A 20558-nucleotide genomic window follows, 5' to 3' on the forward strand; every position below is an offset into this window, starting at 1 on the left:
TGGATTTCAGAATAAAATGACCATTTCATTTTTTCTGATATGTTCCTGAAAATCAGTGCTTCTTTTTATCAGGATATTAATGCATTTTCAAGGAAAAGCCTTCCACATTTTATCCTCAATCAAGCCATTATTACATGGCAAAAACATTTGATAAAGCCCTTATTTTTTAGTACTTTTGCGTAGTAAATTTCAGATTCACAAAACAATTAATTGTTTTGTTGCGGTTCAAATTATTATGGCCGCAAATATGGTACTGAATTTCATTTCTCAAACAAAAATTTCGTTGTTTAAAACGCAAGAATGAGTACAGAAAATCAAGAAGTAATTACGCCCGCCAATCCGGGATATGGTGCAGATAGTATTCAGGTATTAGAAGGTTTGGAAGCGGTTCGTAAGCGCCCTTCCATGTATATTGGCGACATTGGGGTCAAGGGTTTGCACCATCTGGTTTATGAAGTAGTTGATAACTCTATTGACGAAGCACTTGCAGGATTTTGTAAAAACATTACTGTTACCATTAAAGCAGACAATTCTATTCAGGTAGATGATGATGGTCGCGGTATTCCTACAGGTATCAATACAAAAGAAGGCAAATCGGCGTTGGAAATGGTTATGACCATGTTGCATGCCGGTGGTAAATTCGATAAAGATACTTATAAGGTTTCCGGTGGTTTGCATGGTGTGGGCGTATCCTGCGTAAATGCGTTGAGTAACCCTTTACACGTAACTGTTTACCGCGAAGGAAAAATATTTGAACAACAGTACAGAGAAGGTATTCCGGAATATGGTGTACGTGAAATCGGCGATACCGACCGCACCGGCACAACGGTTCATTTCAAACCTGATGCAACTATTTTCAAGGATACCGTATATCATCGTGATATTCTTGCGGGTCGTTTGCGTGAATTATCGTTTCTGAATAAAGGTATTCGTATTATTCTTATTGACGAAAGAGCCAATGAGGAAAATGAAGACAATCCGAGAGAGGAATTTTATAGTGAAGGCGGTATTGTAGAGTTTGTGCAATTGCTGGATGCCAATGGTAAACGCGATGCGTTATTGCCGGCACCTATTTTTGCCGAAGGACATGATGAGACCTCGAATGTGGCTGTAGAAGTAGCTTTAAGCTATAACACTTCCTACAGTGAGCATATTTTCTCTTATGTAAATAATATCAACACCATTGAAGGCGGAACACACGTCGGTGGTTTCCGTCGTGCTATTACCCGTGTTTTCAAATCCTACGGTGATAAGAACAAATTGTTTGAAAAAGCAAAAGTTGAAATCTTGGGTGATGACTTCCGCGAGGGATTAACTGCTATCATTTCAGTAAAAGTTCCGGAACCGCAATTTGAAGGGCAGACCAAAACAAAATTGGGTAACAATGATGTTGGCGGCGTGGTGGATTCCACAGTAAGTAAGATTTTAGACTTCTTTTTAGAGGAAAACCCGAAAGCTGCAAAAATCATTATTGATAAAGTAATTCTTGCTGCGCAGGCACGTGCTGCTGCTGCTAAGGCGCGCCAGATGGTACAACGCAAAAGCGTTTTAACCGGCGGCGGATTGCCCGGTAAATTGGCGGATTGTTCTGAAAAAGATCCTGAAGCTTGTGAGCTTTACTTAGTCGAAGGAGATTCGGCGGGTGGTACGGCCAAACAAGGTCGCGACCGTTCTTATCAGGCTATTCTGCCGTTAAGAGGTAAAATCCTGAATGTAGAAAAAGCGCAGGAACATAAAATCTACGAAAACGAGGAGATAAAGAATATGTACACGGCATTAGGCGTAACCGTTGGCACACCTGATGATCCAAAGGCATTAAACCTTACCAAACTTCGTTATCATAAAATCATAATCATGACCGATGCCGATGTGGATGGTTCCCACATTGCAACATTGATTTTAACTTTCTTCTTCCGTTATATGACCACATTGGTGGAACAAGGCCACGTTTATCTGGCACAGCCACCATTGTATTTGGTTAAAAAAGGAAAAGATTCCGAATATGCCTGGACCGAAGAAGACCGCAAAGCTGCTGTGGCAAGAATGGCTAATGGCAAGGAAGACAGTGTAGGTATTCAACGTTACAAGGGTCTTGGAGAGATGAATGCAGAGCAGCTTTGGGAAACTACTATGAATCCGGCGACACGTAACCTTAAACAGGTAACTATTGAAAGCGCCGCTATTGCAGATGAGGTCTTCTCTATGCTGATGGGTGAGGAAGTAGGCCCGCGCCGCGACTTCATTGAGAAGAATGCGAAGTACGCCAAGATTGATATTTAACTTGATTATGAATTTATACACAAAGTTGCCAATTTTCGAAAATTGGCAACTTTGTGTATATAAAACCTATACCTATTATGAAAAAAAAGAAATTTCCCTTACTTGTAATTATTAGCGTTTTTTCATTTTTTAGCTGCAAACATGAAGATAAGCCAACTCCAACCCCGTCGACTACCACGGATATCTACATTGCAGGAAATAAAAACTATAGTTCAGGAAATCCGATTCCGGTATATTGGAAAAATGGGGAAGCCCACAACCTTTCCTTAGGAAGCTATTCATCCGGAATTGCAAAATCAATTAGCGTTTCAGGAAATGATGTCTATGTTTGCGGATCAGTAACCGAAGGCATATATAAAGCTGCGGCTTATTGGAAGAATGATACATTGCACACATTAACGGATGAAGTCCATGATGCCATTGCAACGGGAATTACAGTTGAAAACAATGACGTTTATATTTTGGGTCAGGAGTATAATGCTTCAACTATCCGGGTGCCTAAATATTGGAAAAACGGATTAGAAACGGTTCTCACTAATGGAACGAATGATGCTTTGGGAGAAAAGATGATAGTTAAAAACGGAGAGGTTTATATAGCCGGATATGAATATGTTGGCACTACAATGATACCTAAATATTGGAAAAACGGTGTAGGGATAGAGCTTCCTTCAGTCGATTCCAAGACCCGGGCATCAGCATTAACCTTTGTCGGTAATGATTTGTATATAGCCGGGAGTAATTTTCAAAATGGAGATATGGGAGTTATTTATTGGAAGAATGGAAATCTGCAAGTCCTTTCACAAGGATTGTCTTATGTGCATGTCAATTCTGTTGCTGTTTCGGGGAATGATGTGTATATCGGCTATACCGATGAATTGCAAGCCGGAAAATATTGGAAAAACAATACACTTATTCCACTAATGGATGGAAGTTCGGTTGCGTCATTGACAGATTTATATTCTTATGAATCAGATATTTACATGCTTGGAAATGTTGGAGAAAATACCATTTTATGGAAGAATAATTCCAAAATTGCAACTGATACCAATGCCAGCTTTGAAGATATACAGATAGTACAACATTAATGCAATCGATACGACCTATAAAAATTCTGATTTAAGATAACTCCAGAAAAACTTTTGCTCTTTCAGATGTCTTAATACTTGTTTGCCAACTTCTTAAAAAGTTGGCAAACTCATTCTCTAAAGGTTCTGGTTTCGCCATTTAACGCGGTTTTAACCCTGCCTCAGATATGGTATTTTTATTTTTGTACGTTATAAAAACCAATTATAGTATTTTGCTACAGATATGATTAGGAAAGGTTTCATTTGGATATTTATATTGGCATGCTTTCATCTGAATGCTTTAGCGCAGGAAATGGTTTTTTCTGCTCAGGCGAGTTCACAACAGGTTGGCACTAAAGATCAGTTTCAGGTTACTTTTATTCTTACCAATGCCGAAGGCGCAAGTAACTTCAGGCCGCCTTCTTTCTCCGGATTTTCAATTGTGGGCGGCCCATATCAATCAAACAACAGTAGCATCACTATCATAAATGGGCAGACGAAGCAAACCAATTCTTTAAACATTACTTATGTTTTAGTGCCAAATAAAGCAGGACTTCTTACGGTTGGGCCTGCAAAAGTCAGCTACAATGGTCATGACGTAGCTTCCAACGCAATTAATATCCAGGCTGTAAACGGAAGCCTTGCACAGCAGCAGCCACGCAGGCGGCAAAGCATGGATCCTTTTGGGGACGAAGACGACCCTTTTGCACAAATGCAAAGAATGCGTCAGCAAATGATGCAGCAAATGTCGCAGGCACAGCAAAGCCGCAGGCAACAGGCACAGCAACAAAACGACCAGTTGCAGAGCATGAGCGAAGAAAATATCAATAAGAACATTTTTATAAAAGTTCAGGTTGATAAGACGAATCCATACGTTGGCGAGCAGATAACAGTGAGCTATAAGTTATATACAAGATTGGCTATGAACGTAAGTCTTTCCCAGCTGCCATCATTGAATGGTTTCTGGAGCCAGGATTTCCAAATTCCCAATCCGCCCAAACCTGTTGAAGAAGTTATAAACGGACAACGATATCAGGTTTTTCTGCTTAAAAAAACAGCCTTGTTTCCACAGCAAGACGGTACCCTTGTTTTAGACCCTGCAAAGGCTGATGGCGTTGTGCGTGTAGTACAGCAAGTAAAAGGCCGTAATCCATTTGCCGACGATCCTGCTTTCGGTTCTTTTTTTATGGACGATCCGTTTTTCAATCAGGATATGTTTTCAGGATATAATTATAAGGATGTTCCTGTAAAACTTTCGAGTACACCCGTCAAGATAAATGTAAGACCATTACCGCTCGAAAAACAACCGGCTTCCTTTACAGGCGCTGTTGGTAATTTCACGGTAAGTACGGAAATGGATAAACATTCCTTAAGTACGGATGACGCGGCGAAATTCACTTTTACTATTAAAGGTAGCGGTAACCTGAAATTGATAGTTAATCCAAAAATTCAGTTTCCGGCAGAGCTGGGTGTATATGAACCTCAGGTAACAGACACCATCACCAGCAGGAATCCGGCTATTACAGGAAGTAAGATATTTTCCTATAACATGAATCCGCAAACCCCGGGCGATTATGTAATTCCTGCTGTTAAATTTTCCTATTACGATGTAGCAACCGGCAGCTATAAAGAGTCTGTAACTGAGCCTATCAAAATACATGTAACGAAAGGGAAACATTATAATCCCAATGCGGCAAAAAGCCTGGCATTGAGCGATATCCACGATATTAATAAAGCTGCTTTTGTAACCAATAGTGGCAATACGAATCCGATAGTAACAAGGCCGTGGTATTGGATGCTGTACGGCATAAGTTTAATCGGTTTGATTGTACTACTGATGCGTAAAAAGCAACAGGAAGTTTATGAAGGAAATCAGGCCTTATTTAAAAATAAAAAGGCTAACAAGATTGCATGGAAGCGTTTGGCTACGGCACGCAAGCTATTGCCGCAACAGCAACATAAAGCTTTCTATGAAGAGGTGTCAAAAGCAATATGGCTGTATCTCAGCGATAAATTAAGTATTCCGTTATCGCATCTCTCCAAAGAAACGATGGAAGATGAGCTGACGCTTAAAAATGTACCGGCTGCGCAAGTAAACAGAGTAAAAAGTCTGGTATTGGAATGCGAGATGGCCCTTTACAGCCCTTCCGGCGGTCAGCAACAGCGTCAACACACCTTGGAAGAAGCGGTAGGAACCATAGGTGAATTGGAAATCGTATTGAAAAATAAGAAAAATGCTACGCAGTATGCGGGTTAAAGGATTGTATATGAAATCGAATTTCAGGAATTATTTTTTGATGTTTGTATTGTTGCTTATCAGCGCTCCTGTTTTTGCTGCTGATAACGATGCTGCATTATGGAAAAATGCCAACCAGCTTTATGTACAAAAGAGTTATGATAGCGCTGCCAGGATTTATGAGACTTTATTAAAGACAAACGAAGGCAATGCGCAGCTGCACTATAATACAGGCAATGCTTATTTCAGATCGAATAAAATAGGGCTTGCCGTTTTGCATTATGAAAAAGCAGCACGCCTTGACCCATCCAACAAAGAAATAAGTGATAATCTTTTATTGGCCAGATCAAAAGTGCAGGACAATATGCAGGAAACAAACCCTATCTTTTTTGTAGCCTGGTGGAATGCATTGAATCATGCTATCAATGTTGATATGTGGGCTATTGTGACATTGATTATCTTCTTAGCAGTTCTTTCATTGTTATACTTTGCCCGTATGAAGAAGGGAAGTTTTTCCAATGCCGGCAGATGGATTTCATTGTGCGTAGCTATATTCCTGCTTTGCGGTACTATGACATGGATTTCTTACAATGAATTTGCGCATCCGGGCAAAGCAGTTGTTATAACTACTAATGCGGTCTTCCTGCAAACGCCACAAAGTAATGGTAAAGTAATAGGCAGCCTACCTGAAGGCTTGGTAATAGAGATTTTGAAGAAACAGGACGGGTTTTATAATGTAGCATTGCAAAACGGAAAATCCGGCTGGATTGCAGCAACGGAAATTGGAGAAGTGTAAAACAAAAATCAGTTTAAGATAAAAAAAGTTGATGGTTTGTTGCCATCAACTTTTTTGTTTTGCTTTATATATTTCCTACAAAGTTTCTTTCAGCCATTTAAAGAATTCACGTTGCCAAACCAGGCCATTGTGAGCGTGTAATACCCAGTGATTCTCATTTGGGATATACAGTAATTTGCTCTTAATACCTTTTAATTGCGCTGCCTGAAAAGCTTCCAATCCTTGCTCTATCGGAACACGGAAATCAATACCACCCTGAATAATCATAATAGGTGTATTCCATTTCGCAATGTAATTAGACGGATTGTATTCACCGTAACTTTTAGGAGTTGGGCTGTCCCAATAATTACCACCTAAATCAAAATTGGCAAACCACAATTCTTCCGTAGTACCGTACCAGCTTTTCATGTCAAACAAACCATCATGTGCAATGAATGTTTTAAAACGATTATCATGAATGCCTGCCAACATGTAAACGCTGTAGCCACCATAACTTGCACCAACACACCCTAACCTGTTTTTATCGACATAGCTCTCTTTAGATACATCATCAATAGCGGCAAGATAATCGCGCATCGGCTGGCCACCCCAATCTTTAGCAATGTCTTCGTTCCACTTTACACCCCAACCCGGCATACCGCGACGATTTGGTGCAACAACGATATAACCATTTGCAGCCATCAGCTGAAAATTCCAACGCACACTATAGAATTGAGTAAGCGCTGATTCAGGTCCACCCTGGCAATATAATAATGTCGGATATTTTTTTGATGGATCAAAATTAGGAGGATAAATAACCCATACACCCATTTCCTTACCATCAGAAGTTTTTACCATTCTTAATTTAGTATCACTCATTGCAATGTTGCTGTAAACAGCATCATTCACATGCGTCAAAGCTTTCATTTCACCGCCTTTCAAATCAACACTGAATAATTCAGTGGCATGATTCATATCCGTACGCGAAACAACAAGCTGATTACCGTTTTGCGCAGCTATACCTGTAACATCATAATCGCCTTTTGTTATCTGAGCTACTATCTGCTTCGATTTTATAGTGGTAAACGGAGGAACATTTGTACCGAATAATTGAATAGTGCCTTTTATTGCAGCATTGAAATAAATCCTGTCGTCTTTGGCAGCCCAGAAAAATCCGCCATCAACAGTCTCATCCCAATCGGCAGTTAAATTTGCTTTAGCTTTTGATGCCCAATCCATAACCACAATATCATTTTTATCTGCTTCATAACCATCACGTTTCATACTAAGCCAGCCCAGTTTTTTGCCATCGTTACTGAAAGCAGGCGCTACATCATAGCCCACCATCCCTTTTGTCAAATTGGTTGTTTTCGCATCGCCAATATCATAAGCATAGATATCTGTATTGGTGCTTTGTGCGTAAGCCTTGCCCACAGCCTTTTTGCAGACATAAACAATTGTTTTGCTGTCCGGACTGAAAATGAAATCTTCAGCACCGCCAAAAGGCTTTTGCGGACAGTCATAAGGTTCGTTTTCCAGAATATCACGTACCGGCGTACGTGGATTATGGATGCTTAATACAAATACATGCGATACTTTGCCATCATTCCATTTGTCCCAATGACGGATATTCAAATCGGTATAGATCTGCGCTGTGCTATTCTTTACATCATCATAAATTTCTTTGCCTAAAACTTTAGTCGCGGAAACTTCTTTTGAAAAAGCTACCCATTCACCATCCGGAGAAATGCGTACATTCTCTGCGTCTTGTAACCGGTCGCAAAAAGGAGCCCAGGTTTTACCCATATCCTTGCTTACAAACACCTGATTGTCCTTTTGTGCATATAAACCATTTTTATCCCATTGAACAAAAGATTTATCTCCCATCACATCTGTTTTGGTCGATTGGCCATTATCAAGATTGATAAAGAAATAATCATGTGCAGTCTTCTCGGTGGCAAGATCTACTTTCCCCACACTGTACAAAAGGGTTTTACCATCGGGGCTTGAACCCAAAGATGCAACTTTGCCCAATGACCATAATAGCTCCGGCGTCATAAGATTTTTACCTTGACCGAACATAACAGCCGGCATCATTAATAAAAGGAATAGAGATATTTTTTTCATCCTGCAAATTTGAATTATTTTATTTAGATATGATTCCCCCCTTTGGGTGATATTTTATAAAAACACTTTTTGATATTCAGCTTCATTAAAGCGGATGGCAACAATGGCATCATCTTTCATAATAATGGGTCTTTTAATAGCGCTTGTATACTCCATCATTACATTTATTGCCGCAGCTTGCGTTGTTACATCGTTTTTAATTGCTTCGTCCAGCTCCTTCCATGTTGTACTGTTTTTATTTATTAAATTTTCCCAACCAAGTTGTTTGCTCCATTGTGTAAGTTTAGCCTTGGAAATGCCTTCTTTTTTATAGTCGTGAAATGTATAAGGAATGCTGTTTGCTTCCAGAAAAGTTCTTGCCTTTTTAACCGAATCGCAATTGGGAATACCGTAAAGAGTGTACATTATTAAATTTGAAATTAGAATAAATGGAATTTAATTCAATTCTTGGCTTACAAAAGTAAAGAATAAGCGGAAGGAATTATTGGCTAAATTCGCAATGGACATAGAAAGTATATTTAAAAATAGAGAACAAATGCTTCAGACAGATTTTTTGATTATTGGCTCCGGTATTGCAGGATTAACTTTTGCAGTAAAGACAGCACAACGATTTCCGGATAAAAAAATAACGATACTTACCAAAGTTAATGCAGACGAAACCAATACCAAATATGCGCAAGGTGGCATTGCCGTGGTAAATGATGACGAACATGATAGTTTTGAAAAACATATTCAGGATACATTGATTGCGGGTGATGGCCTATGTAATGAAGAGGTGGTGAGAATGGTAATAACAGAAGGCAGGCAGCGCGTTGATGAAATGATTAAGTGGGGGACCAAGTTTGATAAAGATGAAAGTGGCGAATACCTGCGCGGTAAAGAAGGAGGGCACAGCGAATTCAGGATATTACATCATAAGGATATAACAGGCTTTGAAATTGAACGTGCTTTGCTTGAGGAGGCAAGCCGCTACGAAAATATCCATGTCAATAACCATTGGTATGTTGCTGATATCATTACGCAGCATCATTTGGGATATCTGGTTTCTAAAAGCACTTTCGACATTGAATGTTATGGTGTGTATGTGATGGACATTAAAACAGGGCAAATTGAAAAACTGCTTTCCAAAATTACATTGATGGCTTCCGGTGGTTGCGGACAGGCATACCGCACTACAACCAATCCACGTGTCGCAACGGGAGATGGTATAGCAATGGCTTACAGAGCCAAAGGCAGAATTGAAAATATGGAATTCATTCAGTTTCATCCCACCGCATTATATGAGGCTGGAGTCAGTCCTTCATTTTTAATAACAGAGGCTGTACGTGGCGATGGCGGCATTTTACGAAATAAAGACGGGGAAGCTTTTATGGAACGTTATGATGAACGTAAAGATCTTGCGCCGCGTGACATAGTGGCCCGTGCTATTGACAGTGAAATGAAACGTACAGGTACGGAGCATGTATATCTTGATTGCAGGCATATGGATAAAGAGAAATTTTTGCATCATTTCCCTAATATTTATGAACGTTGCCTGAAGAGTGGTGTTGATTGCCTGACGCAGATGATACCGGTTGCTCCTGCCGCACATTATTGCTGCGGTGGTATTAAAGTAGATGAAGATGGCAAGACTTCCATTATCAATTTATATGCCTGCGGCGAATGCAGCAGCACCGGCCTTCATGGCGCCAACCGCCTGGCGAGCAATTCGCTGCTGGAAGCATTGGTGTTTGCACATCGTTGCGCAGAAAGCGCAGCAGAAAGAATTGACAGCATTGCTTTTCAAGAAGAAGTACCTGATTGGAATGCCGCCGGAACCAACCATCCGAAAGAAATGATTTTGATAACACAGAGCCTGAAAGAACTGCAATCTGTAATGAGCGATTATGTCGGTATTGTGCGAAACAATGTTCGTCTGGAAAGAGCAATGCGCCGTCTGGATTTATTGCATGAGGAAACGGAAAGACTTTATGCCACCACAACACTTTCGCCGCAATTATGCGAACTGAGAAACCTGATTACTATCGGATATCTTATTGTGAAAGGTGCCCAATTCAGGAAGGAAAGCAGGGGATTGCATTATAATACCGACTATCCGAAGCACAGCCAGAGAGTAGAAAATATGGTTCTGTAAAGAAGGTTATATAAGCCTTATGCGTTCTTCTTCCAGATCAATCTGAAAGGCTTGCCAGCGTATAATGTCATCATGTATTTCAGGATCGTTGCTGCCAAGTTCAAGCAGGAACAATCTTTGTTTTTCTAACAACTCAAGATAAGCCTCTTTGGTAGAATGATCCATTTTCAGGTTTTCGGGTTGGCTTATTTTGTGTTCCCATTGTTCCACTATGCGTTGCAGATAAAAGTTGTTTTTGTACGCATCCTGTTGTTGCATTTCTTTCAACAGCCGTACTGTTTCAACTACTAACAGGCCCTTCACTTTCAGCTTTGCTTCTTCTTCCTGGAGTTCGCGGGAATAGCTTGTTATATTAATGCGCCTGATGAAGTATGGCAGCGTAAGCCCCTGAATCAGCAAGGTCAGTAATATCACCATAAAAGTGATGAACAGAATAAGATTGCGATGAGGGAAGGGCGCACCATTTAATGTAACAGGAATAGACAAAGCAGCCGCCAGTGAAACGACACCACGCATTCCGGTCCAACCCATTAATAATGGCATCTTCCACATTCTTCGTCTGTTGCCTCCGCCCGGAGCTACGTTTGGCCTGAACAGAATAGTCGCCAACATCGCGATATAAGAACTTATCATTCTGACTAATATTAAAACAGCTGTTACTACTACGCCATACAAAATGGCTTCGCGTAAAGGAATGCCGTTACTTCTCAGCCCGGCAACGATTTCAGGAAGCTCTAACCCGATAAGCATAAACACAATGCCATTCAGGATAAAAATCATCGCCTCCCAAAAACTATAACCCATTATGCGGCTGGCGCTGGTTAAGAAAGAAAGTCTTCTGTTAGATAAAAGCAAACCGCCCGCCACTACAGCCAGTACACCGGAGCTGTGCAGATGTTCGGCAATCCAGTATAGAAAATAAGGCTCAATTAAAGTAAATACAATATCGGAAGGAGCGTCGGTTGGCAACAGCTTATGAGCTTTCATAAATAGCCATCCGAACAGAAGGCCTATACCTATCCCACCGATAATCATCCACGAGAATTCCAGCATTGCTGTCTGAAAAACAAATTGACCGGTACCTACGGCAACTAATGCAAAGCGGAAAATAATCAGTGAGGAAGCATCGTTTAAAAGACTTTCTCCTTCAAGGATAGCAGAAGTGGATTTGGGTATTTTTACAAATTGCGTAATAGCGCCGGTACTCACAGCATCGGGCGGAGAAACAATGCCGCCTAATAAAAAACCTAAAGCCAGCGTAAAACCAGGAATATAATAATTAGCAACCACAGCAACGGCAAGTGCAGAAAACAGTACTACCAGAAATGCAAAACTGCCGATAATACGCCACCACTTTTTCATTTCCTTAAATGAAATACTCCAGGAAGCATCAAACAGCAAAGGAGGTAAGAAGATAAAGAAAATCATATTCGGATCTATCTGCACTTTGGGCAAACCCGGCACCAGGCTGATAAGTAAGCCGGCAACCACAAGTAACACCGGATAGGCTATCCGCAACTTTTTTGCCAGCATTTCTATCAATACAATAGCAGCAACAAGTGCCAGCATAAAGGGTAATTGCTCATGCATATTTTCGAATGTAGATGAAACCGAAAATACGGAATTAAACGGAGGAAAATGAAGAATCAGGATTCATACGAAAAAGAGGTGTCGCACATTTTGAAAATGTGCGACACCTCTTTTTATTTCAAACCTTTTTTAGAAAAATTTCTTTCCTTCCACACCCATTTTGCGCAATAAAACACTTGCCCTGTAACGATCCTCATGATAAGCATCAAATAATGTATCCAAAGTGGCTAATACAGCATCGGCTCCTGTTTCATCGCACCAGTGTAATAATCCTTTCGGATAATTTACACCCTTTGTCATGGCCAATTCTATATCTTCAGGAGAGGCGATATTCCAATGAACGGCATCAACAGCTTCATTGATTAACATTGCCAAAACACGCGCTACAATTTTTTTACCTAATGCTTCATCTTCCGTAGCCTTTGGCATTACTGCATTTTCTGCATAATTGTAAAATCCCCTTCCTGTTTTTCTGCCAAGCCAGCCCGCCTCCAATAAGCGTTTCTGGGCAAAAGCAGGTTTGTACCGCGGGTCAAAATAGAAAGAAGCAAATACTGTTTCGGTTACTACGTAATTCACATCATGCCCGATATAATCCATCAACGTAAAAGGTCCCATTTTGAAACCTGCAAGCGTTGTCAATGCCCAATCAATCGTCGGCATATCGGCAATGCCTTCTTCGTAAATCCGTAATGCTTCGCTATAAAAAGGGCGTGCTACACGGTTTACAATAAAACCTGGTGTATCTTTCGCAATAACGGGCGCTTTGCCCCATTGCAACATCAGTTCTTTAATTTGTTGAGGCAAGGTTTCATCTGTCTGGATAGCAGGAATAATTTCAACCAGAGCCATAAGGGGCGCAGGATTGAAGAAATGTATACCAATCACTCTTTCTGCTTTCCGGCAGGCAGATGCAATAGAAGCAATAGAAAGCGATGATGTATTAGAGGCTAAAATACAGTCATCTTTTACTGTTTCCTCTAATGAAGCAAACACACCTTTCTTTATCTCCAGATTTTCAATAATTGCTTCAATCACCAAACCGCAATCTGCAAAAGCATTCATATCAGCTACAAAAGAGAAGCGGCTTAATACTTGATTTGCATCTTTTACTTTTCCCTTCTCCTGCAGTTTGTTCAGGACAGCCGTGAGATTGGCTTTGCTTTTTTCCAAAGCAGTTGGATTGGTATCAAAAATTGCTACCGGATGCCCTGCCATGGCTGCAACCTGTGCTATGCCGCTGCCCATGGCGCCGCTTCCTATAACGCCTACTTTTGTATTGTTGGTAATGCTCATTACGATAAATTTAATGGCCAATTGTATATATTGGGTTCACAATTCACCATTGACGATTCACTAATTAATAATTAAAACTTATTCTTCCACATCATGCTCTCTACAGGACGAATAGTGCGTTCCGTGTATTTGGCATTTTGTTTGGTATTGTATTTATTTTCCACTTCGCCGTCAACAGGGAAATAGATTAATTGCCCTATGGGCATACCTGCATAAATCCTTACAGGATGCACGCAGGAAATCTCCAAAGTCCATGTATTACAAAAGCCTACATCGCCTTTGCCTGCAGTTGCATGAATATCAATGCCCAAACGACCTGTAGACGACTTCCCTTCAAGAAAAGGAACATGCGCATGTGTTTCGGTGTATTCTTCCGTAACACCTAAATATAAAACGCCTGGCTGAAGTACGTAACCTTCTTCGGGTATTTCAAAATGCGTAATGGTGTTGTGTTTCTTGGCATCCAATACTTTATCCTCATAAACGGCCAGATGTTTTCCTAAATGGACGTCGTAGGAATTGCTTCCCAGATATTGCCTGTCATAAGGTTCGATTACGATGGTACCTTTTCCAATTTCTTCAAGAATGCGAAGGTCTGAGAGAATCATTATTTAGATATGAGATGTTAGATATGAGATATTAGAATCTGGAAATTGAAATATACTGTTGAATTAAAAAAGAATTCAATCATGGAATAATGACCCATTCACTATTGCCAACTCACTATTAATTATTGATAGGCAGTTGAATCTGATTTTTCATCCAGCTGAATTGCAAAGGCTGAAGCCAATGTTTCAAAAGTTCTTCTTTGGTAGCAACCAGATTATTGAAAAGCAATGTTTCGCCGGTAATATACCCTTTATCAACAGCATATTGAACCTGACCCATTGGTAAAACTTCGGGTTGTCCTTTTACAAGGAACGTAATAGACAAACGGTCAAAAAGGTTTGCTTCATATTGACGCTCAATGCTTTTAATGACCCTTACGGAGCTATCTGTACTGCAGCCGCTCACTTCTACATTTGTTTCGTCTGCCATCATCACAATAAAGCGGCGGAACAATAATTTAGCCCATCCTTTTACAGGTGCGCCATGTGCCTGCCATTGGGTATAAAACTGTAGTAATTGCTCGTTTATTTCCAATTCCTGTTGCTCACTGAACGGACGGCTGCTTTGATATACCCAAACGCGGGAATCAGCTGCAAAATCATTGGGAATCAAAGCGGTTAAATCGTAATTATTCATATTTGCAAAGGTAATGAAATTGCATAAAAATGGCCTATGCTACAAATGCAGATAGGCCATCTTAAAATAAAGTATATGGTCAACTTAGAAACGTTCTGTCATGCTAAAGAAGAAATCGCCTTCTATTTTAGCATTCTCATCGCTATCAGAACCGTGTACAGCGTTTTCGCCGATTGATTTTGCAAATTGTTTGCGGATAGTTCCTTCTGCAGCTTCAGCAGGATTCGTTGCTCCGATTAAAGTACGGAAATCAGCTACTGCATTGTCTTTTTCTAAAATGGCAGCAACAATCGGGCCACTGCTCATGAAATCAACCAACTCGCCATAGAAAGGACGTGCGCTGTGAACTTCATAGAATTTACCTGCTTGCTCTTTGCTCAATTGAGTATATTTCATTGCGATGATTTTGAAACCACCTGCATTGATTTTATCTAAGATACCGCCAATATAGTTGGAACCAACGGCATCAGGTTTAATCATCGTGAATGTTCTGTTAGACATTTTAAATCTTTTTTATTTTAGATATTTCGCCGCAAAGGTAATAATTAATTTCCTTTTCTTTCGGTCAAACGTTTAATTATTTGTAAAGGCGATCATTCTCCTTTTCTACCATTGATGCAGGAGTCCATTCACTCGACGCAATGGTCCATTCACCCGTTGCAGAAGTCTATTCACTCGATGCACAGGTCCATTCACCCGATGCAAAGGGTAATTCACTCGTGACTTAAGGCAACTCACTCGAGACTCAGGATCACTTACCCGGAGCACAGAACAAACATACGAGATTCAATACCGACTATATAGAAAGGGCAATATTACAATCTGAGATTATGGATTGATAAATGTAAATTTATCCCAGGTATTTGGCTACAATAGGAATTCTCCGCCCTACCCCAAATGCTTTGGGAGAAATACGGATGATGGGACAAAACTGGTTACGTTTGTATTCATTCATATTCACCATGCGTAAAATACGGCTTACCATTGCTTCTTCAAAACCCATTTTTACAATGGCCGGCGTACTTTGCCGGTGTTCAATATACTGATACAATACTGCATCGAGATCTTCATAGGGAGGCAAACTGTCGCTGTCTTTCTGATCCGGCCTTAATTCGGCCGATGGCGCTTTATCAATGATATTTACCGGAATAATTTCTTTGTCTTTATTGATATACCGGGCCAAAGCATAAACCTGCATTTTATACAAATCGCCCAATACACCCAAACCACCGGCCATATCGCCGTAAAGCGTGCCGTAACCTGTAGCCAATTCGCTTTTGTTGGAAGTATTAAGCAGAATATAGCCGAACTTATTGCTCAACGCCATAGCCAGCAAACCCCTTATCCTCGACTGTATATTCTCTTCTGCAATATTGAATGGCAAATCTTTGAAAATAGGTTTCAATGCCCCTTCAACCTGCCCGAAAATATCTTTGATAGGAACAATATCATAAGGGTTATTCAGATTGCGCGAAAGGGCTTCGGCGTCAGATACAGAATGCCCCGTTGAATATTGGGACGGCAATAACAAAGCATGTACATTTTCAGCACCAAGTGCAGCACAAGCCAAAGCCAGTGTTACTGCGCTGTCAATACCGCCCGAAGAGGCTACAATGGCTCTTTTGAAACCCATCTTTTCAAAATATTCTCTGATTCCCATTACCAGGGCGTCGTATATTCTGCCGATATTCAGTTCAGGTTGAAATGTGGAAGGATTCAATGTTTCAGCAGGTAAAGCAGAAAAATCTCTTATAACAGATTCTTCAAAACCTCCGCTACCGTTTAGCGTAACATAAGAAAGTTCTTCTTTAAAAGAAGCCATTTCTTTCACGACATTGCCTTTACTATCTGCAACAAGCGACCCTCCGTCAAAAACAATTTCTGTTTGCGAACCAACTGTATTGCAATAAATAATGGGTAATTTATATCGCTGAACATTCTTATTGATAATAGCCAGCCTGTCTTCGGCATGTGTATAATCAAAAGGGGAAGCACTCAGGTTAATCATTATTTCAGGTTGCTGTTGCATCAGCATATCCATAGGCTGCAGGCGATACATTGCATTCTCTTCCACATCCCATATATCTTCACAAATGGTAACGGCCAGCTTTCTTCCTTTAAATTCAACTATATTCCAATCGAAGGCAGGTTCAAAATAACGGTATTCGTCAAAAACATCGTAGTTGGGCAGCAGCGTTTTATGAACAATTTGTTTTATTTCTTTTTCATAAAGAAAATAAGCGCTGTTAAATAAATCCTTTCCCTCCACCCGTTCATTTACCGAAGGTGCACCTACCAGAACTCCGATGGTGTCAGCCTCTGCAGCAATCAACCGGATGGATTGATTACAGCGTTCGATAAAGTCTGTAAACTCCAGAAAATCCCTTGGCGGATAACCGCAAACAGCCAGTTCACTAAACACAATCAAATCGCCGCCTTTGGCTTTGGCTGCTTTAATTGCATCAATAATCTTTTGAGTGTTGGCTTCAAAATTGCCTATATGATAATTCTGTTGCGCTATATATATCTTCACAGGATTGCTTTGAGTAAAAATGTAAAAGTAAAGAGTAAAAACAGGAAATTGTCAAGCCTGATGTTTTGAATTTGATATTTGCAATTTAAATTTTCATTTAAAGCTTTCATCCCAATTACGAAGTAATTGCATACCATATTCTGTCAGGATAGATTCAGGATGAAATTGAATGCCCGTTGCGGGATAGACCTCATGCCTGAAAGCCATCAATTCATTTTCGGGTGTAAACGCCAAAGGAATAACAGATGTGACTTCCCAATGTTTAAGGATTAAGGAATGATATCTCATGGCATTAAAACTTGCCGGGATTTCTTTAAACAAACCTTCCCCATTATGAATAATGGAAGAAGTATTACCATGTACGGGTTTTGATGCGAGTGCAAGTTCGGCACCAAAATATTCGCCTAAAGCCTGATGTCCAAGGCAAATACCCAATATAGGAATTCTGGTTACGAAATGCCTGATAACTTCGTTTGTTATTCCTGCCTCCTTTGGCGTTTGCGGCCCGGGAGAAATAATAATCCGTTCAGGGTTCAACTTAATTAACTCCTGCAAAGTAATAGCATCATTTCTGAATACTACAACATCAGTTTGCAATTGCAGCAAGTAATGGTGCAGGATATGGGTAAAAGAATCGTAGTTATCAATAAGGGCCCACATAGAATCAACCCGGCAAATTTACGGAATCGATAATGGAACTGAAGTCTTTAAATAAATTCTTTGCGAAAGGGAAAAGTATACCAATTAGGGAAAAAGCCTTCGGTGCGAAAACAATGAGAAAATTATAGCTATAAGAAGCATTTTTTGTTTCAGGTTTAATCATTCCCCAATGATTGAAAAACCATAAAAATGAACTGAAAACAAGCGTAATCAATAATCCATATAGCAAAGCACCACATATTCTGTTAAAGAACCCCAGAAAGGCAACTTTCATAAGCTTATCAATAGCCTTAGCTCCCAGTCTCACTAAAAATACAACTCCGATAAATACAATTACGTAAGAAAGAAAAGGTACCCAGAAAGGAGTTGCGTCTTTGAAAATCAGGTTTGCAATAAACCCGGAAAATTTAATGGCGCAAAAAATGCCGATAATAACAGACAATACAGCAAAAAGGGCTATAACAATTCCTTTGCTATAGCCTCTTATTAAGAAAAATATTAAAAATATCAGATAGAGGACATCAATAATCATAAATACGATTAAGCTGTCAGAAGACGTTTAACAGCTTCTGCTATAAGTTTACCGTCAGCTTTTCCTGCCATTTGTTTAGTGGCCACGCCCATTACTTTCCCCATATCGCCCGGGCCTGATGCGCCAACAGAAGTAATAATTTCTTTTACATTGCTATCTATTTCCTCCTGCGATAATTGTTTTGGCAAAAATTCTTCTATCACTGCAATCTCCTCTTCTTCCTTAACGGCAAGATCTTCACGATTCTGAGCACGGAAAATATCAAGGGAGTCTTTACGTTGTTTAGCCAATTTCTGCAATAGTTTCATTTCATCTGCTTCCGTCAACTCCCCGCTTGCACCTGCTGCTGTTTTTTCTACCAAAATAGCAGCCTTGATAGCTCTTAATGTACGCAATGCAGCATCATTCTTATCACGCATAGCTTGCTTAAGCTTATCCATAATATTTGTTTCTAAAGACATAATTACATTTTTAAAAAAGACAAAGAAAACAAAAATAAAATTAGCCACCCAATTTTACAAATGGGTGGCTAAAGATTATTTCTTAAATTATTGATTAAGGATTTTGATCCGAACCATTTAGGCTTGCATTATTATCCATTTCACTTTGAGGAATCTTGAACAAGAATTCATCAGAATTTGCAGGTAATTCAGCAACACCACATGTAGTAAGATCGAAGTTACCAGTTCCTAAAGGTCTTGACAATGGTTTTTTCAAACGAACCATATCAGAGAATGCTTTACCTTCCAAGAAAAGTTCTATTCTACGTTGCAAATAGATTTCTTCCAGCAAATTAGTACCACCAGTGTAAGGAGTTGTTGCGAAAGAATAACCTGAATTACGTTTTTTAACCAATGTTTCCAAAGTAGTTGTCGCATCAGCAATATTGCTTTGTTGAGCCTGAGCTTCAGCTTTAATCAAATACATTTCAGCTAAACGCATGTAAAGATTGTCATAAATCCAGGTACCGTAATCTACCATGTAGAATTTACGTTGCTTTCTTGCATTATCAAATGTTGTTTTTCTTACATCACCGGTTTTAATCTTATCGAACAAATATTTTGGTATTTTACGGAATGTACCGCCGCCACCTGCATAAGAGCTCGGGTTAGATGCATCAACAAAAGACATAAAGCAAATGATACCATAATCATCAGTTTGACTTGCAGATAATTGAGAAGCCCACATCCATTCTGAGTTAGTTGCATCTCTGAATCCGCTGTTTCGGTAAGTAGCAGAATCCATTAATTTAGAAGCACCACCCACAGTTTGAATTGCAAGATCAGAATACTTTTCAGCGTCAGCCCATTTATTCATTACTAAAGAAACTTCTGCATGAATACCATAAGCAGTTGCCAAAGAGATGTAAGATTTATTAGTAACAGTAATACCAGAACCTTCAATCAATGCGATAGCAGAATCGATATCTACTGTAATACGGTCATAAACATCACCTACTGTACCACGCGGATTACCTTTGGTTGTTGATGTTGTTGGTGTTGTATAAATCGGAACTCCCGGACTATTTAAACCAAGGGAATAGGTTTTACAATAGTAAATAGCAAGTTTAGAATAACACCAGGCTCTCCATGCATAAGCTTCACCTCTGATTTCATTTAATTCATTAGCATCGCCTGTAGCTTTGTCAATATTAGCAAGCAAAAGGTTTGCTGAATTAATTAACTTGTAATAAAGAGCCCAGGCTACGATAGCATCACGATAAAGTGCATTTCTGTGTGTTTGAAATTTATACAAATTTCCAAACCAGTCATAATCATTAGCAGCACACACAACATCAGCACTCATAACATCTTCTTGTAAAACAATAGACATGTGACCGAAATCGTCATGTTGAGCTGTAGAGCCCTTTGTGCTTAATGCAGCTCCTGTTGTTGACATTAAACGTGCCATACCATCCAATACCGAACGGCAACCTGCTGCATTATCATAAAGATTCTCATCCGTAACAGAATCATTGGGAGTTGTATCCAGATAGGATTTTTTACATCCGAATGCAACTAATGAGATAGCCAATATAGCTATATATAAAAATTTATTAGTTTTCATAAATTAGATTTTGTTAAAA

At 39.8% G+C, this 20558-nt stretch carries 17 protein-coding genes; 5 read left to right on the top strand and 12 right to left on the bottom strand.

Annotation, left to right across the window (positions count from 1 at the left end; genetic code table 11):
* Positions 1 to 300: 300 nt before the first annotated feature.
* The 4 genes from gyrB (at position 301) to F0919_RS13045 (ending at position 6376) form a co-directional block, all read left to right on the top strand.
* Positions 301 to 2280 carry a DNA topoisomerase (ATP-hydrolyzing) subunit B gene (gyrB, locus tag F0919_RS13030; RefSeq protein WP_150033204.1) on the top strand — a complete coding sequence of 660 codons (1980 nt, stop codon included), beginning with the start codon at positions 301 to 303 and terminating at the stop codon, positions 2278 to 2280.
* Positions 2281 to 2357: 77 nt separating this feature from the next.
* Positions 2358 to 3365: a hypothetical protein gene (locus F0919_RS13035; RefSeq protein WP_150033205.1), complete on the top strand. Its 1008-nt coding sequence runs from the start codon at positions 2358 to 2360 to the stop codon at positions 3363 to 3365.
* 256 nt (positions 3366 to 3621) lie between these two features.
* On the top strand, positions 3622 to 5601 hold the full coding sequence (locus tag F0919_RS13040; protein WP_190277387.1) for a BatD family protein: 1980 nt from the start codon (positions 3622 to 3624) through the stop codon (positions 5599 to 5601).
* Positions 5602 to 5611: 10 nt separating this feature from the next.
* Positions 5612 to 6376 (top strand): tetratricopeptide repeat protein, encoded by a 765-nt coding sequence (locus F0919_RS13045; RefSeq protein WP_190277388.1) that lies wholly within the window; start codon positions 5612 to 5614, stop codon positions 6374 to 6376.
* Between the two features lie 75 nt (positions 6377 to 6451).
* Here the strand turns inward: F0919_RS13045 and F0919_RS13050 are convergent, their stop codons facing one another.
* Together F0919_RS13050 and F0919_RS13055 are read right to left on the bottom strand one after the other, a co-directional pair.
* Positions 6452 to 8482: a S9 family peptidase gene (locus F0919_RS13050; RefSeq protein WP_150033208.1), complete on the bottom strand. Its 2031-nt coding sequence runs from the start codon at positions 8480 to 8482 to the stop codon at positions 6452 to 6454.
* Between the two features lie 54 nt (positions 8483 to 8536).
* The gene (locus tag F0919_RS13055) at positions 8537 to 8887 is read right to left on the bottom strand and encodes an ArsC family reductase (RefSeq protein ID WP_150033209.1); all 351 of its coding nucleotides are present in this window, start codon (positions 8885 to 8887) and stop codon (positions 8537 to 8539) included.
* Positions 8888 to 9017: 130 nt separating this feature from the next.
* Here F0919_RS13055 and nadB point away from each other — a divergent pair, with 130 nt between their 5' ends.
* The gene (gene nadB, locus F0919_RS13060) at positions 9018 to 10616 is read left to right on the top strand and encodes an L-aspartate oxidase (protein ID WP_150033210.1); all 1599 of its coding nucleotides are present in this window, start codon (positions 9018 to 9020) and stop codon (positions 10614 to 10616) included.
* Between the two features lie 6 nt (positions 10617 to 10622).
* Here the strand turns inward: nadB and F0919_RS13065 are convergent, their stop codons facing one another.
* The 10 genes from F0919_RS13065 to F0919_RS13110 all read right to left on the bottom strand — a co-directional run bounded on the left by F0919_RS13065 (position 10623) and on the right by F0919_RS13110 (position 20539).
* The gene (locus F0919_RS13065; protein ID WP_150033211.1) at positions 10623 to 12206 is read right to left on the bottom strand and encodes a Na+/H+ antiporter; all 1584 of its coding nucleotides are present in this window, start codon (positions 12204 to 12206) and stop codon (positions 10623 to 10625) included.
* Positions 12207 to 12335: 129 nt separating this feature from the next.
* Positions 12336 to 13502 (bottom strand): 3-hydroxyacyl-CoA dehydrogenase NAD-binding domain-containing protein, encoded by a 1167-nt coding sequence (locus tag F0919_RS13070; RefSeq protein ID WP_150033212.1) that lies wholly within the window; start codon positions 13500 to 13502, stop codon positions 12336 to 12338.
* A gap of 71 nt (positions 13503 to 13573) precedes the next feature.
* A complete protein-coding gene (dcd, locus tag F0919_RS13075; RefSeq protein WP_150033213.1) occupies positions 13574 to 14110 on the bottom strand; it encodes a dCTP deaminase in 537 nt (178 codons plus the stop codon).
* Positions 14111 to 14228: 118 nt separating this feature from the next.
* Entirely contained in the window at positions 14229 to 14747 is a 519-nt protein-coding gene (locus F0919_RS13080) for a hypothetical protein (protein ID WP_150033214.1), read from the bottom strand.
* A gap of 84 nt (positions 14748 to 14831) precedes the next feature.
* Positions 14832 to 15248, bottom strand: a complete 417-nt coding sequence (locus F0919_RS13085) for a nucleoside-diphosphate kinase (RefSeq protein ID WP_150033215.1) — start codon at positions 15246 to 15248, stop codon at positions 14832 to 14834.
* A gap of 349 nt (positions 15249 to 15597) precedes the next feature.
* Positions 15598 to 17280, bottom strand: a complete 1683-nt coding sequence (locus F0919_RS13090; RefSeq protein WP_150033216.1) for an NAD+ synthase — start codon at positions 17278 to 17280, stop codon at positions 15598 to 15600.
* Positions 17281 to 17373: 93 nt separating this feature from the next.
* Complete coding sequence (locus tag F0919_RS13095) at positions 17374 to 17940, bottom strand: anthranilate synthase component II (RefSeq protein ID WP_150033217.1); 567 nt, start codon at positions 17938 to 17940, stop codon at positions 17374 to 17376.
* Positions 17941 to 17944: 4 nt separating this feature from the next.
* Positions 17945 to 18472, bottom strand: a complete 528-nt coding sequence (locus F0919_RS13100) for a CvpA family protein (RefSeq protein ID WP_150033218.1) — start codon at positions 18470 to 18472, stop codon at positions 17945 to 17947.
* Positions 18473 to 18480: 8 nt separating this feature from the next.
* Complete coding sequence (locus F0919_RS13105) at positions 18481 to 18933, bottom strand: GatB/YqeY domain-containing protein (protein WP_150033219.1); 453 nt, start codon at positions 18931 to 18933, stop codon at positions 18481 to 18483.
* 94 nt (positions 18934 to 19027) lie between these two features.
* On the bottom strand, positions 19028 to 20539 hold the full coding sequence (locus tag F0919_RS13110) for a RagB/SusD family nutrient uptake outer membrane protein (RefSeq protein ID WP_150033220.1): 1512 nt from the start codon (positions 20537 to 20539) through the stop codon (positions 19028 to 19030).
* Positions 20540 to 20558: the final 19 nt, after the last annotated feature.

It is taken from the genome of Taibaiella lutea (assembly GCF_008629695.1).
Classification (GTDB): Bacteria; Bacteroidota; Bacteroidia; order Chitinophagales; family Chitinophagaceae; genus Taibaiella; species Taibaiella lutea.